The organism is Jiella mangrovi (genome assembly GCF_017815135.1).
GTDB classification, from domain to species: domain Bacteria; phylum Pseudomonadota; class Alphaproteobacteria; order Rhizobiales; family Rhizobiaceae; genus Jiella; species Jiella mangrovi.
The window spans coordinates 46,791-60,903 of sequence record NZ_JAGJCF010000001.1 but is presented as its reverse complement, the minus strand read 5'-3'; the positions used below and the strand labels follow the sequence as shown (position 1 = coordinate 60,903).

Below are 14,113 nucleotides of genomic sequence, written 5' to 3'. Positions count from 1 at the left end.
TGTCTGTCCTGGTATGCGTCGTGAAGACGGTGGGGGTGCGGATCATGCGAGCGCCTCTTCGGCGGCGACGCCCGGCATATGCCGACGCTCGACTGTGGTTTTCCCCTCGAGCCGGGCGGCGGCCTCGGCCGCGTCGCGCAGGCGCCGGGCGGCGGAGATGCGCACCAGCACGGGCTCCTTCTCGAGGGCCGATTGCAATGCGTCGTTGGCGGCGTTCGACCAGACGAGTTCTTCGTCTCGCGCCCGGCCGGGCTTGGCCGGCGTCGCTGTGACCTTGTCCATCTCGGTGCCGAGCGGCAGGATGTGAAACAGCGCGTCGAAGAGCGCGTTGCAGACTTCCTGGACGAGATAGGTGGCGCCCGAATAGCCCATGAACGGCGTGCCGGTGTGCCGCCGGATCGCGGCGCCCGGGAAGGAGGCGGGGATGAAGGTTCCGCGCCCGCCGGTTTCGGCGAGATACATGCGTTCGTTGTAGCTGCCGAAGAGAACCAGCGGCGGGGTCTCCGCGACCATCCGGCGGACCTCGTCGTTCAACGTCTTCTTGCCGGACAGCCGCGGCACCGCGAAGCGGCAGGGCAGGCCCATTTCGTCTTGAAGGAAATGGCGGATCCCGCGCGCATAGGTCTCGTTGGCGACGATCGCAAAGCTCGCCGTGCCGAAGAAATCCTGGGTGACCGAACGCCACAGATCCCACAACGGCTTGATCGTCGTGTGCTTTTCGCGCTCGATGAAGGGTTCTGCATCGAGCCCGAGCATCTCCCCGAGTTTTCTCAGGAAGGCCGTGGTCGAATGCAGCCCGATCGGCGCCTGCAGATAGGGGCGCTCCAGCGCCTCGCAGAGCTGACGGCCATATTCCCTGTAGAGGCAGACATTGGCGTCGGCCGTCACCAGTTTCGGAATATCTTTCAGATGCGCGCCGAGCGGGAAGACGAGATTGACCTCGGCGCCGAGGCCCTCGATCAGCCGGCGGATCTCATGAAGATCGGAGGGCATGTTGAACATGCCATAGGCCGGGCCGATGATGTTGACCTTCGGCTTTTCGCCTTGCTTGCGTTCGCGCGGAGCCGGGATCTTGCCCTTCTTGGGGCCGTATTCGGTCAGGAGCCACTTCAGCGCCCGGTCGGCGCATTGCCACTGGTCCTCGTCGATGGTGCGCGGCAGGAAGCGCTTGAGGCTGGTGCCTTCGGGCGTCACGCCACCGCCGATCATCTCGGCGATCGATCCGGTGACGACGACGGAGGGCTGGGTCGGATCGAGCGTCGCATTGGCGCGCTTCATCGCCCCTTCGGTGCCGGTCTGGCCGAGATTTTCCTCCGACAGACCGGTGACGACGATCGGCAGCTCATGCGGTGGCAGGGCGTCGGTGTAGTGCAGCACCGAGGTGACCGGCAGGTTTTCGCAGCCCACCGGACCGTCGATGACGACCTGCAGGCCCTTCACCGCGGTGAAGACGTAGACGGCGCCCCAGTAGCCGCCGGCGCGATCGTGATCGAGAACGAGCATCTAGACGTCCCCCATCCCGGCGTCGTAGCTCGACGCCTTCTTCGTGTTGATCGCAACGTCGGCGCGATGCTTCGCCGCCCTGGGCTTTTGCGGGAGGTCTTCCCAGACACCGGCCGTATGGCCCTCGCCGACGCCCTCGAAGAACGCCTTCATCGTGTCGAAGCGCGACTTCGAGGCGATCGCGCCATTGACGACTTCGGCCAGCGAGCCGGCGCCGGCCGGCCCCATCAGCGGGCGGGCCGAGATGAGGTTGGTGAAGTAGAGCGCCGGCGTGCCGGACTGCTTGGCCTTCTGGACGACGGGTGTCGTGCCGATGGCGAGATCGGGCTTGAACTCTTCGAAGGCGGCAAGATCGTCTTCCAGCGAGGCCCGGAACTTGACGTGAACCCCCTTGGCCTCGAGCCATTCGCGGTCGGGATCGGACCATTTCGTGCGGGGGCAGGCGGTGCCGACATAGCGAAGGTCGGCGCCGCTCTCGACGAGGAGCCTTGCGACCAGGAGCTCGGAGCCTTCATAGCCCGAAAGCGTGATCCGGCCGTTGATGGGCGAACCGGCGAGCGCGCCCCGGATCGCCGGGAGTATTGCGTTCTGGGTCGCGGCCACGCGGCTCGCCGGCACGGCGGCGGCCTCGCCGACCCGAGACAGCCATTCCGCCGTTCCGTTCACCCCAACCGGAGCGGAGCCCACAACGGATCGGCCGGCCGTCTCGAATTCGCGAATCGATGCCGTGTAGAAGGGATGGATCGCCGCAGCGACGGTGCAGTCCAGCGCGGCATAGAGTTCGCGCCATTCGCGTGTCGGAACCACCGGGCCGGCAGCAAGGCCCATCGGCTCGAGCAGCCGTCCGATCACCATCGGATCGGCCGGAAACATCTCTCCGATCAGCGCGACGGAAGGCCTGTCGTTGCGCGGCTCGCGGGGCGCCGCGACGGGGCCCTGTTCGGCCTCGGATCTGGCATAGGCGAGCATCGCGCCGGCGAGAATGTCCTTGGCCTCGGCATGGGTCGGCACACCGAAGCCCGGCACGTCGATGCCGATGATGCGAACACCGTTGATCGCCTTCGGCAGAAGCCGCAGCGGCACGCCGGATGCGGTCGGAACGCACAGGTTGGTGACGACGATCGCGTCGTAGAGCTCTGGGTCGGCGAGGTCGTGGACGGCCTCGCGGATGTCCTCGAACAATTTGCCGGTGACCAGCGTCTCGGAATTGAACGGCACGTAGCCGACGGTGCGGCGGGCGCCGTAAAAATGTGAGGTGAAGGTCAGACCGTAGACGCAGCAGGCCGAGCCGGACAGGACCGTTGCGGTGCGGCGCATGCGAAGGCCGACGCGCAATGAGCCGAAAGCCGGGCACATGGATTGCGGCTGGTCGTGCGGTCCGGCGGGATAATCCTTGGCGTACTGATCGAGGATCGCGCTCTTGCCGGCCTTGGCGGCCGCAGCGCGCATCTCCGCCTTGCCACCATGGCAGGAGGCGTCGCCGTCCTTTGGCGTCGGCAGCGTGGTGACGTCGTCGGAACCATAGGTGCCGCCGCCGTCGTCGCGCTTCAGGTCGATGTCGGAATAATCCATGACCTTGCCCTTCACGCGTCGTCGTAGACGACTTCGAGCGACGGCCTGACAGGAACGGGTTTGCCGCGCATGTCCTCCTGGCTCGCGGGAAGCAGAGTGTAGTCGCGGCCGGTCTCCTCGCTGGAGAACAGGCCAAGGAGACCATCCTGGCTGAGGGGCGTCGGATGGCGCGGCGGCGCCTCGGCGACGTTCAGCGCCAGTTCCTCGAACAGCGGCGCCCATCGCCCGCCGGGCTGGCCGACGATCTGGTAGTTGGCGCTTTTCTTGCGGATGTCCTCGTCGGCGGGGATCGCCGACAGGATCGGGATGCCGACGGATTGCGCGAAGGCCGCGGCCTCGCCGGTGCCGTCGTCCTTGTTGACCACCATGCCGGCGACGCCGACATTGCCGCCGAGCTTGCGGAAATATTCCACCGCCGAGCAGACATTGTTGGCGACGTAGAGGGACTGGAGATCGTTGGAGCCGACGACGATGACCTTCTGGCACATGTCGCGGGCGATTGGCAGGCCGAAGCCGCCGCAGACGACGTCGCCGAGGAAGTCGAGCAGGACGTAGTCGAAGCCCCATTCGTGGAAGCCGAGCTTTTCCAGGAGTTCGAAGCCGTGGATGATGCCACGGCCGCCGCAGCCCCTGCCGACTTCCGGCCCGCCGAGCTCCATGGCGAAGACGCCGTCGCGCTTGAAACAGACGTCGGAAATGTCGACTTCCTCGCCGGCTGCCTTCTTGGCGGACGAGGTCTGAATGATGGTCGGGCAGGCCTTGCCACCGAACAGGAGCGAGGTGGTGTCGGATTTCGGATCGCAGCCGATGAGCAGCACCCGCTTGCCCTGGCTCGCCATCATGTAGGAGAGGTTGGCCAGCGTGAAGGACTTGCCGATGCCACCCTTGCCGTAGATCGCGATGATCTGGGTTTCCTTGGTCACCTCACCGGTGGCGACGGCATCGGGTTCGATGGCGGCCTCGGCGCGCAGCCTCTCCGCCATGGCGCCGGCCGGGCCCGACGCGCTCTCGACATGTCGTAGCGCGTTCGTCACATCAGTCTCCAATCCAGGATCATTTTCAGGCAGTCGGCGTCCTCGAACGCCGTGCGATAGGCGTCGTCCGCCCGTGATGGCTCTGCGGTGTGAGTCACTAGCCCGTCGAGCGAGAGGCGGCCCGACGCAATCAGCGCGAGCACCGCTTCCATGTCCGCCGGCCGCCACTCGGCGGCGATCTTGATGCGCGCCTCGCGCATGAAGGCTGGCGGAAAAGCGAAGGTGACGGGGGTCTTGTAGAAGCCGGCCAGGACGATCTCGCCGCCGCGGCCGAGCCGTGGCACGAGCTGGTCGAGAATGGCCGAATCGCCGCTGACGTCGAGGATCTGGCGATAGTCGCACCGTTCCTCGGCCTCTGGATCGATGACGGCATAGCCGAGCGAGCCGGAGCGCCGCGCGGCCGAGGTTTCCCAGACCATCGCCTGGCCGCCGAGAGCGACGACCATGCGGGCGGCGAGTCGGCCGAGGGCGCCATGGCCGACGATCAGCTCGGGCAAGTCGCGGCCCGAAGCGCGGACGGCGTGATGCGCCGTCGCGGCGAGCGCCAGGAGAACGGCCTCGTCGCCTATGGCAGGCTCGATCGGGACAGCCCGACCTTCCGGTAAAAGGACGTGCGAGGCCGAGGCGCCGAACAGGCCCCGTGCATCGGCAAAGCCGTTGGAGCCGGGCACGAACACCCGATCGCCCGCCTTGAGCCGGCGGGCCTCGCCGGCATCGACCACGCGGCCGACGGCCTCGTAGCCCGGAACGAGAGGGTAGCCCATGCCGGGGAAGGCGGGCATTTCGCCAGACCACAGAAGACGCTCGGTGCCGGTGGAAATTCCCGAGGCTTCGATTTCCACCACCATGTCACCCGGCTGAGGGGTCGCGAGCTCCAGCCGCCGTATGCCGAGCTGACGCGGCTGGTCGAAGACGATGGCATCGGATCGGGTGAACACGGGAGAAGCTCCTCAATTGCCTGTCAGCTTAGATTGACACAAAAAACTGTCAAGTAAAACTGACATTGCGTCGCGGAATCTCTCCCGTGACGATGCTGGCCGCCACCGGCATGGCGGTGGTGATCTCGCGGACGCGGCTGAGGCCGGCTGCATTCATCAGGCGGCCGATCTCGTCGGGCGTGCGCGGCCGGCCACGGCCCATGGCCAGGAGGTAGAAGCCGAAATAGGTGTGCGCGATGGCGGCCGAATCCCGGCTTCCCGCCATCGGCTCGGCGACCATGACGACACCGCCGGGATGCAGGGCCTCGCGGGCGCGGGTGAGCAAGGCCACCGCTTCGGCGTCATCGTGGTCGTGCAGGATGCGGACCAGGGAGACGAGGTCGAACTTGCCTTCGGGGTAAGGGTCCTCGAAGAAATTGCCCTCGTGAACGTGAATCCGGCGACCAAAGCGCGTGTCGCCGATTCGCGTCTTGGCGATCTTGGCCACCTCCGGCAGGTCCAGAAGATGCAGTTCGATGTCCGGGTGCCGTTCGGCGACCTTTCGCAGGAACCGGCCGTCGCCGCCGCCGAGATCCAGCATCCGCTCGGCCCATGACAGGTCGTAGGAGGCGAGCACCTCCTCGGCGACGAGATCCTGGCTCTGCGCCATCAGATCGGTATAGGCGGCAACGTCGGCGCCCTCGGGCGGGGTTCCGCCCGGTGCCGCGGCATAGGGCCACAGCTTTGACAGCCGGGTGTCCTTGTTTTCGCCCTTGAGCAGCGCCACCGGGTCGCCGAGGTCGTGATAGACGTCGCGATGATGGCGGATCATCGCCTTGGCGCCGGGATTGGCGACGAGCGCCGCGCCGAGCGAGCCGAGCGCGTAGACGATCTCGTCCTCGCTGTCGTCGATCTCGATCAGGTCGATCGCCTCAAGAGCCAGCAGCAGCCGTCTGGCCGAATCCTGCGTCAGCCCTGTGGCCGCCGCGATCTCCGCCAGCGTGCGTGGCCCGCGCGAAAGATGATCGAACAGATCGAGCTCGACCCCGGCCGCAAGCGCCTGGGAATAGACGAACCCTGCGACGAGATCGAACAGGCGGCGGGAATTTCTGCGAGCGATATTTCGCGTCAGCCAGAAATTGGCGGCGCCGCGCTGGAAGCTGGAATCGGCCAGCTTGCTGTTGCGATAGTTCCGCCAGCGCTCGCGGATTGGCCGGAAGAAGCGTCGGATCTCCCTCAAAGGATCCGCCCATCCGGACGGGCGTTCTGGGAGACGGGGCTCGGACTGTGATTCCATGGCCGACATGGGCGTCAATCCTTTTAGACAGATCATACTGTCAAATTGATTGGACAACCAGAATGCTCCCGTGTCAATCTTCTCGCCGAAGGCTTCGAGGGATGACCCGATGCATGTAGCGATCGTTGGAGCCGGCGTTGGCGGGCTCGCGGCAGCCGTGCGGCTGGCTGCGGCCGGTCTGCGCGTGACCCTTCTGGAAGCGGGCGACGAACCCGGCGGAAAGCTGCGCGAGGTGGCGGTCGGCGGACGGAAGATCGACGTCGGGCCGACGGTCTTCACGCTGCGCGATGTGTTCGATGATATTTTCGAGATCGCCGGCGAGCGGCTCGACGATCACCTGACGCTCGAGCGGTCGACGACGATCGCCCGGCATGTGTTCGCCGACGGATCAAGGCTTGATCTCTTCGCCGATCAGGCGCGGTCGAGCGCCGCCGTCGCCGCGTTCTCCGGCTCGCGCTCGGCCCGGGAATATGACGCCTTCTGCGACAAGGCGGGCGAGGTTTGCCAAACGCTTTCGCCGATCTTCATGCGGGCGCCGCGCCCCTCCGGCCCGCTCGGGCTGATGGCGCGGGCAGGGGTGACGGGTCTGCCGGAAATCTTGAGGATCGGCGCCCAGACGACGTTGTGGAAGGCACTTTCGAACCAGTTTTCCGACCCGAGGCTGGCGCAGCTCTTTGCGCGCTACTCGACCTATAACGGCTCCTCGCCGTTCCTCGCTCCCGCAACGCTGATGCTGATCGCCCATGTCGAGAAATGCGGCGTCTGGATGATCGAAGGCGGGATGAAGCGTCTCGCCGAGGCGCTGGCCGCGCTCGCCGAACGACAGGGAGCACACCTTCGCTACGACGCGCCGGTGACGGCGATCACGGCAGAAGGCGGCCGGGCGACCGGCGTCAGGCTGGCCGACGGAAGCGTGGTTTCGGCGGATGTCGTCCTCACCAATTGCGACGTCGCGGCCTTGGCCGGCGGCCATCTCGGACGCGACGCGCAAGGCGCGGTCGATAAGCCTTTGAAGCGTGACGAACGCTCGCTCTCGGCGCTCACGGTCGCCCTCGAGGCGAAAGTCGATGGCCTCGTGCCCTTTCGCCACAACGTCTTCTTCTGCGCCGACTACGCCCGCGAATTCGACGAGATCTGCATTAAGCGCCGGCTGCCGTCAGACCCGACCGTCTACGTCTGCGCCAGCGATCGCGACGATCGGGGCATCTTGTCCGGCGAGGCGGCGCGGCGGGGCCGCGAAAGGCTGTTCCTGATCATCAACGCGCCCGCCGACGGCGACACAACGAAATTCCACGAAAGGGAGGTCGAGCGATGCGTGAACGCGGCGTTTTCAAGACTTCGGGCCTCGGGTTTGCGAGTGGAACGGCGGGACTTGCCGGCGATCGCGCTTTCGACGCCCTCCGATTTCGAGAAACGTTTTCCGGCGACCGGCGGAGCGCTCTACGGGCGGGCCTCGCATGGGTCGACGGCTTCGTTCCGGCGCCCCGGCGCCAGAACGAGGCTCGCGGGCCTTTATCTTTGCGGCGGCAGCGTCCATCCCGGGGCTGGCCTGCCGATGGCGGCGCTGTCGGGCAAGATCGCGGCGGAGGCTATTCTTGCGGACCGCGCTTCGACCAGAGCGTCCCGCCGGGCGGCTATGCCTGGTGGTATGTGGACGCGCTTTCTGCCGATGGCCGGCACTCTCTCACGCTGATCGGCTTCGTCGGCAGCGTGTTCTCGCCCTATTACCGCTTTGCCGGGCGCCGGGCGCCGGAAGACCACGTCTCGATCAATGTCGCCCTCACCGGGCCCGGCGGAAAGCGCTGGGCGATGACCGAGCGGCGCAGAAGCGCGCTGCATCGCGACGCCGGCACGCTCTCGGTCGGGCCGAGCGCCATGCATTGGGACGGGACGGGGCTCACCGTCTCGATCGACGAGGTGACGCCTGTGATTCCCAAGCGGGTGAAGGGCACGATCCGGCTCTATCCTGAAGCGGTCGTGAACCACCCGGTCGCGCTCGATGCCGATGCGCGGCACTGCTGGTGGCCGATCGCCCCATGCGCGCGGGTCGAGGTGGAACTGGAGGATCCCTCGCTGTCATGGTCCGGCAGCGGCTATTTCGATTTCAACACCGGCGAAGTGCCGCTCGAGGAGAGCTTTCATCGCTGGAACTGGTGCCGGGCGAGCGTTCCCGAGGGGACGGTCGTCCTCTACGACCTCCTCGATCGCGACGATCAGTCCTGCTCGCTGGCGATCCGTTTCGATCCGAGGACCGGCGTCAGCGACTTCGAGGCGCCGCCGCCGGCGCGGCTGAAGAAGAGCTTCTGGGGCATGCGGCGCTCGACGAGATCGGAGCGCGGCGTCGAGGCCAAGGTGCTCGAAACGCTCGAGGATTCGCCCTTCTATACGCGCTCGGTCGTCGGAACGCGGCTTCTGGGACGCGACGTCACGGCGATCCACGAAAGCGTCGATCTCGACCGCTTCGCCAACCCGGTCGTCCAGGCCATGCTGCCCTGGCGGATGCCGCGACGGTTTGTCTGACGCAAGACCCGGGCCGCCAAGAGGGTGGAGAGAAGCCCCCTCATCCTGAGGTGCGACGACGAGCGGAGCGAGGAGGAGCCTCGAAGGGCGAGGGGGCTTCTCGCCTGCGACGGGGGCCAGCTGTTGCAACGGAAAGCACCCACTTTTCCGGAAGGCCTCGCGCCCCGCACCCTCGCCCTTCGAGGCTCCCCCGCTCTTCGAGCTGGCTCACACCTCAGGATGAGGGTGCTCAGCTGCCATGCCGGGAGGCTCGGTTGCGATGGAAACGCTGGCGAATTCCTTGCGCATGATCTCCGCCACCTGTCCCGGCGCTTCCTCATGGGCAAGGTGGCCGAGGCCGGCGAGTGTCTCGACCTTGGCGTCTTTCACCATCCGCGCGACGCGCTCGGACACTTCCGGCGGGACGGCGCGATCGCGCGTGCCGACGACGAGCGTCAGTGGCGCGGCGAGGCGCGGCAGGTCGCGGCGCAGGGTTTCGAGATCCCAGTTCGCCATCATCGCCAGCGCGCCTTCCACATGGACGGGCGAGGTGAGCAGCGTCTCGTAATAGGCGATGCCCTCGGCCGAGATGCGCGAGCCGGTGCTTTCCATCAGCTGGGCGACGGCGCGGCCGTTCTGCGCCCGCCAGGAAAAGAAGCGCGGGGCGACGGGATTGAGAAACAGGAGCTTGGCGAGGCGTGGAAAGAGATGGGCCGCAACGCCGGGAAAGGGCAGCAGCGCGCCGTTGAGGGAGACGATCCGCTCCGGCGCGATCTGGCGATCGAGAGCCATGCGCACCAGAACGGCTGCTCCCGCCGAGTGGCCGGCGGCAAAGGAAGGCCTCACGTCCAGCGCTGTCAGCATCTCGGCCAAGGCGCTCGCCATGCCGGTGATCGAGGGGCGCCGCCAGCGCGGGGAGCCGGAAAATCCGTGGCCGGGCAGATCGGGCATGATCACCCTGTGGTCACGCGCAAGCAGCGGCGCGAGATCGCGAAACGAATGGGTCGAGGCGCCGGTACCGTGAAGGAGAAGAAGCGGCGGGGCGTCGTCGGGCCCGAAGATCTGGACGTGAAAGCGCATGCCGCCCGCCTCGACGAAGCGGCTCCTGTCGCGGTGCGGCCAGTTGCGCCCCTCGCGGGCGAAGTCGAGCCGGCGGCTCATCGGCGGCCGGCCGGAGCGACGGCAGGCCCGCGGGGGGCGGCCGCCACGGCGTCGGAGACGGCTTTGGAATCGGCGCGGGGCAGCGCCAGATAGGTGGCGCCGAGGGCCGCCGCGATTTCGCGGGCCTGTTCGCTCGGCCGCTGGGCGAGGTCGATGACGAGGGCGGCAATGCCGCTTGCCCGCACCGCCTTGGCCGCGTCGCGGGCATCGGCGATGGCCTGCGGCCGGCCTGCGGCACCGCTGAGGGCGATATTGGCCCGTCCGTCGGTCAAAAGCGTGATCAGCGGCGTGCGGCCCTCGCGGGCCGAGGCCCTGGCGAGATCGAGGGCGGCGAGAATGCCGGTGGCGAGCGGCGTGCCGCCGCCGGCCGGCAGCGCGGCGAGCGAGCGCTTGGCCCGGGTCAGCGACTTCGTCTCGGTGAGGAGCACGTCCGCCTTCGTGCCGCGAAAGGCGACGAGGGCGACGCGATCGCGCCGGACATAGCATTCGGCGAGAATGCGCTCGACGGCGCCCTTGGCCTCGGCGAGGCGGGCGAGCGCAGCCGACCCCGAGGCATCGACGGCGAAGATCGTCGCGGTTTCGCTCTTGCCGCGGTGGCGGCGGATGCGGATGTCCGACGACCGGATTTCGAGGACGCGCTGCAGCAGATCCGGCGTCCGCTCGGCCCGCTCCTTGCGGCGGATCGGCTGCCAGGGGGCGGCGGCGCGCAGCGTCGCGATCAGGTCGAGCCGCTCGCGGCGCGGATCGCCCGGCCGCGTGCCGACGGCGCGCCCGCGCCGCGCTCTTGCGGCAAAGGCGCCCTTGCGGCCGGCGCCCGCGCGGTTCATCGGCGGGCGGGCCATCGCTGCCAGGGCCTTGAGGAGATCGGCGGGGAGAGCCGCGTCCGTCGTCTCGACGGCCGTGTCCTCGGTGGGTTCGAGGTCGGCCGTGTCGTGTTCGTCCGATGCTTCGGGCTCGGGCGGTGGCGGGTCCTCCGGCATCTGCCCGCCGTCTTCCTCGTCGGGCGCGGTATCCGGCGCCTCGTTCGATTCAGGCTCCTCATCAGGCTCATCAGGCATTGGCGGCATGGTCACGGCGCGGGGCAGGAGCACCAGCCGGATCGCGGTTTCGAGATCGCTCTCGCTCAGTCGGTCGCGGCCGGCAAGCGCCGCCGAGGCCGCTGCCGCTCGCAGCGCAAGGCTCGGCACCCGAAGCGACACGATGCCGAAGGCCATCGCCGCCTGGCAGATCGTCGCGATCGCCGCCTCGTCGGGCCGCACCACGGCAAGCAACCGCCGCGCGGCCGCTATTTCATCGGCATCAAGGCCGAGGTCGTCGCTGCCTCGCGGATCGGCTCCCTCGAGCGAAAGCCAGAGCCCCAAGCGTTCACACAAAGCTGCGGGCGGCGCCTCGTCCGGCTCCATGCCCTCGTCGAGCGCGAGAACGCCGATCCGCGCGGGAGCCTGTCTGGAAATGCCGTCCCGCTCGATCGTCACCATGCCGCGATCGAGCGCCAGCGCCAGCAGTCCGGCCGCCTGTTCGCCCATCCGCTCGGCCATCGCCGCGCACAGGACGCCGCCGTCGGCGCTCGCAATGAGCCCTTTTTCGAGAACCGGCTGGCCGGTTTCGAGGGACGCCGCAAGATCGAGCCCGCCGAGCAGCGCGGCCTCGGCGACGCCCGTCGGCATCTTGCGAAACGGCTCGCCCTCGGGAAGCATGGCGCGAAGACGTCTCAGCCATTCCTGGCGCACCGGGCCGGCTCTTGCGGCAAGCCGCAAGCCGATGCCGGGATCGACGGCAAAGAGGGTCAGCGCGAAGACGGCCTCGCTCCAGAGGGCCGCAGCATCGATGATGTCGTTCTGGAGATGCCCACCGTCATTGGCGGCGGGGGGAGCTCTGTTCACCGTCGGCCCCTCGGCGCTCACGCCGCCTCGAGTTCGCCGACGGCGCGCTCGACGCGGGTCGCCGAGCCGGCTTCGTCGAGCGGATCGCGGCGCAGACGATGGGACAGGGCGAGCGGCGCAAGGCTCGCCAGATGCGGCCAGAGCACCGCGCCGTCGCCCTGAAGCGCGGCCAGCGCGCGGGCGGCGCGCATCAAGGTGAGTTCGCCGCGAAGGCCGTCCGTGCCGAGGCGGATCGAAAGCTGTGCGGCTTTTTCCAGCGTCTCGTCCGGCACGGCGACGCCGCCGAGGCGGTTGCGCGCCGCGAGGATGGCGTCGCGGACGGCGGCGTTTTCGGCGGCGTATGTCGCGGTGAAACCGGCCGGATCGCGCTCGAAGGCATCGCGGCGTTTGACCACCGTGATGCGGGTCTTCAGGTCGGTCGGCGTCTTCACCTCGACCGACAGGCCGAAGCGGTCGAGAAGCTGCGGGCGCAATTCGCCCTCTTCGGGGTTGCCGCTGCCGATCAGGACGAAGCGGGCGGGATGGCGCAGGCTGAGGCCCTCGCGCTCGACGACGTTCTCGCCGGACGCCGCGACGTCGAGGAGAAGATCGACCAGATGGTCTTCGAGGAGATTGATCTCGTCGATATAGAGAAAGCCGCGATGGGCTTTCGCCAGAAGTCCCGGCTCGAAGCGCTTTTCGCCGGCCGACAGCGCCCGTTCGAGATCGAGCGAGCCGACGATCCGGTCCTCCGTCGCGCCGAGCGGCAGATCGACCACCGGTACGGGCAGCGCGACGGCCTTTTGCGCCCGCTTGCCCTTCTGCCGAGACCGGCAGATCTCGCAGGCCTCATCCGGCCGGGCCGGATCGCAATGATAGGGGCAGTCCGCGCCGGCCATCTGAGGCAAGACGGCGGCAAGCGCCCGGACGGCGGTGGACTTGCCGGTACCGCGATCGCCGAAGACCAGAACGCCGCCGATCGACGGATCGACGGCCGCGATCGACAGCGCCAGCTTCATCTGGTCCTGGCCGACGATGGCAGCGAAGGGAAACGCGATCCTCATGGCGGTCAGGCTACCCAGTTTGCTCGGCCTTGAGAAGACGCTATCGCGCCAAAATGACAGGGTGAGTGTCATTTTTTCTTGACACCCATCGCGACGGCGCGCCGCGCGGCCGTGTTGTGCCGGTTCGGCAACTGTGATCGAAAGCGGGCCGAAATTCGCGCAAAGAGGAGCATCAGCCATGACGGTTCATTTCATCGGCGCCGGGCCGGGCGCGGCCGATCTCATCACCGTGCGCGGGTTGAAGCTGATCGAGGCCTGCCCGGTGTGTCTTTATGCCGGCTCGCTGGTGCCGCAGGAGGTGGTCCGGGCGGCGCCGGCGGGAGCGAAGGTGATCGACACCGCGCCGCTTACCCTCGACGACATCATCGCCGAGATCGAGGCCGCCCATGCGCAAGGGCAGGACGTGGCGCGGGTGCATTCCGGCGACCCGTCGCTCTACGGCGCCATCGCCGAGCAGATCCGCCGGCTCGAGGCGCTGAACATCCCCTATGACATCACCCCCGGCGTGCCGGCCTTTGCCGCCGCTGCGGCGGCGCTGAAGCTCGAACTCACCGTCCCGGAAATCTGCCAGACGGTGATCCTCACCCGCACGGCGATGAAATCGTCCTCCATGCCCGAGGGAGAGGAGCTCTCGACGCTCGGAAAGAGCGGCGCGACGCTGGCGATCCACCTGTCGGTGCGCAACATCCCGCACATCCAGCGCGAACTGACCCCGCTCGCAGCCTATGGCGAGGATTGCCCGGCGATCATCGCCTACCGTGTGGGCTGGGAGGACGAAGCCTTCATCCACTCGCCCCTCGGCGACCTCCACAGAGCCGCCCGCGAGGCCAAACTCACCCGCACGGCGCTGATCTTCGTCGGCAAGGCGCTGGGGGCGAAGGACTTCATCGATTCCAAGCTCTATGACGCCAGCCACGTGCATGTGCTGCGCCCGAAGCGGAAGGCCGCGAAGGCGGCGAAGGCGGGGTGAGCGTGGGTCGAGCTGTTTGGGTTTGTGCCGAGGCACCCCCCTCTGCCTGCCGGCATCTCCCCCACAAGGGGGGAGATCGGGCTCGTTCATAGCCTCTCGCCAATCGCCAATGCAGTTCTGGCGCAGGACTGTTCGTTCAGGAGGCGGAGCGGTCAAAGCTGCCGATCTCCCCACGTGTGGGGGAGATGTCCGCCCTTCGACGACCTCAGGAGGACAGAGGGGGGCGCCTCGGCG

11 protein-coding genes are annotated in these 14,113 nt (G+C 67.8%); 3 read left to right on the top strand and 8 right to left on the bottom strand.

Annotated features, from left to right (window positions below):
• Positions 1-42: 42 nt before the first annotated feature.
• From bchZ to J6595_RS00230, 5 genes are read right to left on the bottom strand one after another with little or no spacing between them, the layout of a single operon-like run.
• Positions 43-1,503: a chlorophyllide a reductase subunit Z gene (gene bchZ, locus J6595_RS00250; RefSeq protein ID WP_209592428.1), complete on the bottom strand. Its 1,461-nt coding sequence runs from the start codon at positions 1,501-1,503 to the stop codon at positions 43-45.
• On the bottom strand, positions 1,504-3,075 hold the full coding sequence (bchY, locus tag J6595_RS00245; RefSeq protein ID WP_209592427.1) for a chlorophyllide a reductase subunit Y: 1,572 nt from the start codon (positions 3,073-3,075) through the stop codon (positions 1,504-1,506).
• An 11-nt stretch (positions 3,076-3,086) separates the two neighbouring features.
• Positions 3,087-4,058 carry a chlorophyllide a reductase iron protein subunit X gene (locus tag J6595_RS00240; RefSeq protein ID WP_209592926.1) on the bottom strand — a complete coding sequence of 324 codons (972 nt, stop codon included), beginning with the start codon at positions 4,056-4,058 and terminating at the stop codon, positions 3,087-3,089.
• 47 nt (positions 4,059-4,105) lie between these two features.
• Complete coding sequence (gene bchC, locus J6595_RS00235) at positions 4,106-5,047, bottom strand: chlorophyll synthesis pathway protein BchC (RefSeq protein ID WP_209592426.1); 942 nt, start codon at positions 5,045-5,047, stop codon at positions 4,106-4,108.
• 49 nt (positions 5,048-5,096) lie between these two features.
• The gene (locus tag J6595_RS00230) at positions 5,097-6,266 is read right to left on the bottom strand and encodes a methyltransferase (RefSeq protein WP_209592425.1); all 1,170 of its coding nucleotides are present in this window, start codon (positions 6,264-6,266) and stop codon (positions 5,097-5,099) included.
• A gap of 166 nt (positions 6,267-6,432) precedes the next feature.
• On the opposite strand from J6595_RS00230, the gene crtD reads away from it, so the two are divergent.
• Together crtD and J6595_RS00220 are read left to right on the top strand one after the other, a co-directional pair.
• A complete protein-coding gene (gene crtD, locus J6595_RS00225; protein WP_209592424.1) occupies positions 6,433-8,016 on the top strand; it encodes a 1-hydroxycarotenoid 3,4-desaturase CrtD in 1,584 nt (527 codons plus the stop codon).
• The gene (locus tag J6595_RS00220; protein ID WP_342453054.1) at positions 7,974-8,843 is read left to right on the top strand and encodes a carotenoid 1,2-hydratase; all 870 of its coding nucleotides are present in this window, start codon (positions 7,974-7,976) and stop codon (positions 8,841-8,843) included. Before crtD ends, J6595_RS00220 begins: the two co-directional genes overlap by 43 nt.
• Positions 8,844-9,050: 207 nt before the next feature.
• Here J6595_RS00220 and bchO read toward each other — a convergent pair whose 3' ends face one another.
• The 3 genes from bchO to bchI are packed head-to-tail and all read right to left on the bottom strand — an operon-like array spanning position 9,051 to position 12,909.
• Positions 9,051-9,983 (bottom strand): alpha/beta fold hydrolase BchO, encoded by a 933-nt coding sequence (gene bchO, locus J6595_RS00215; RefSeq protein WP_209592423.1) that lies wholly within the window; start codon positions 9,981-9,983, stop codon positions 9,051-9,053.
• Positions 9,980-11,866: a magnesium chelatase subunit D gene (locus J6595_RS00210; RefSeq protein ID WP_342453053.1), complete on the bottom strand. Its 1,887-nt coding sequence runs from the start codon at positions 11,864-11,866 to the stop codon at positions 9,980-9,982. The genes bchO and J6595_RS00210 overlap by 4 nt, the downstream gene beginning before the upstream one ends.
• Before the next feature lie 17 nt (positions 11,867-11,883).
• Positions 11,884-12,909: a magnesium chelatase ATPase subunit I gene (gene bchI, locus J6595_RS00205; RefSeq protein WP_209592422.1), complete on the bottom strand. Its 1,026-nt coding sequence runs from the start codon at positions 12,907-12,909 to the stop codon at positions 11,884-11,886.
• A gap of 178 nt (positions 12,910-13,087) precedes the next feature.
• Here bchI and cobM point away from each other — a divergent pair, with 178 nt between their 5' ends.
• Positions 13,088-13,879, top strand: coding sequence for a precorrin-4 C(11)-methyltransferase (gene cobM / locus J6595_RS00200; RefSeq protein ID WP_209592421.1), 792 nt, complete (start codon positions 13,088-13,090; stop codon positions 13,877-13,879).
• The last annotated feature ends 234 nt before the right edge of the window (positions 13,880-14,113 follow it).

Bases quoted from the DNA above. Each gene is read 5' to 3' on its own strand.
- bchZ (WP_209592428.1), bottom strand. From the start codon at position 1,503: ATGCTCGTTCTCGATCACGATCGCGCCGGCGGCTACTGGGGCGCCGTC.
- bchI (WP_209592422.1), bottom strand. From the start codon at position 12,909: ATGAGGATCGCGTTTCCCTTCGCTGCCATCGTCGGCCAGGACCAGATG.
- cobM (WP_209592421.1), top strand. From the start codon at position 13,088: ATGACGGTTCATTTCATCGGCGCCGGGCCGGGCGCGGCCGATCTCATC.
- bchY (WP_209592427.1), bottom strand. From the start codon at position 3,075: ATGGATTATTCCGACATCGACCTGAAGCGCGACGACGGCGGCGGCACC.
- bchO (WP_209592423.1), bottom strand. From the start codon at position 9,983: ATGAGCCGCCGGCTCGACTTCGCCCGCGAGGGGCGCAACTGGCCGCAC.
- J6595_RS00240 (WP_209592926.1), bottom strand. From the start codon at position 4,058: ATGGCGGAGAGGCTGCGCGCCGAGGCCGCCATCGAACCCGATGCCGTC.
- crtD (WP_209592424.1), top strand. From the start codon at position 6,433: ATGCATGTAGCGATCGTTGGAGCCGGCGTTGGCGGGCTCGCGGCAGCC.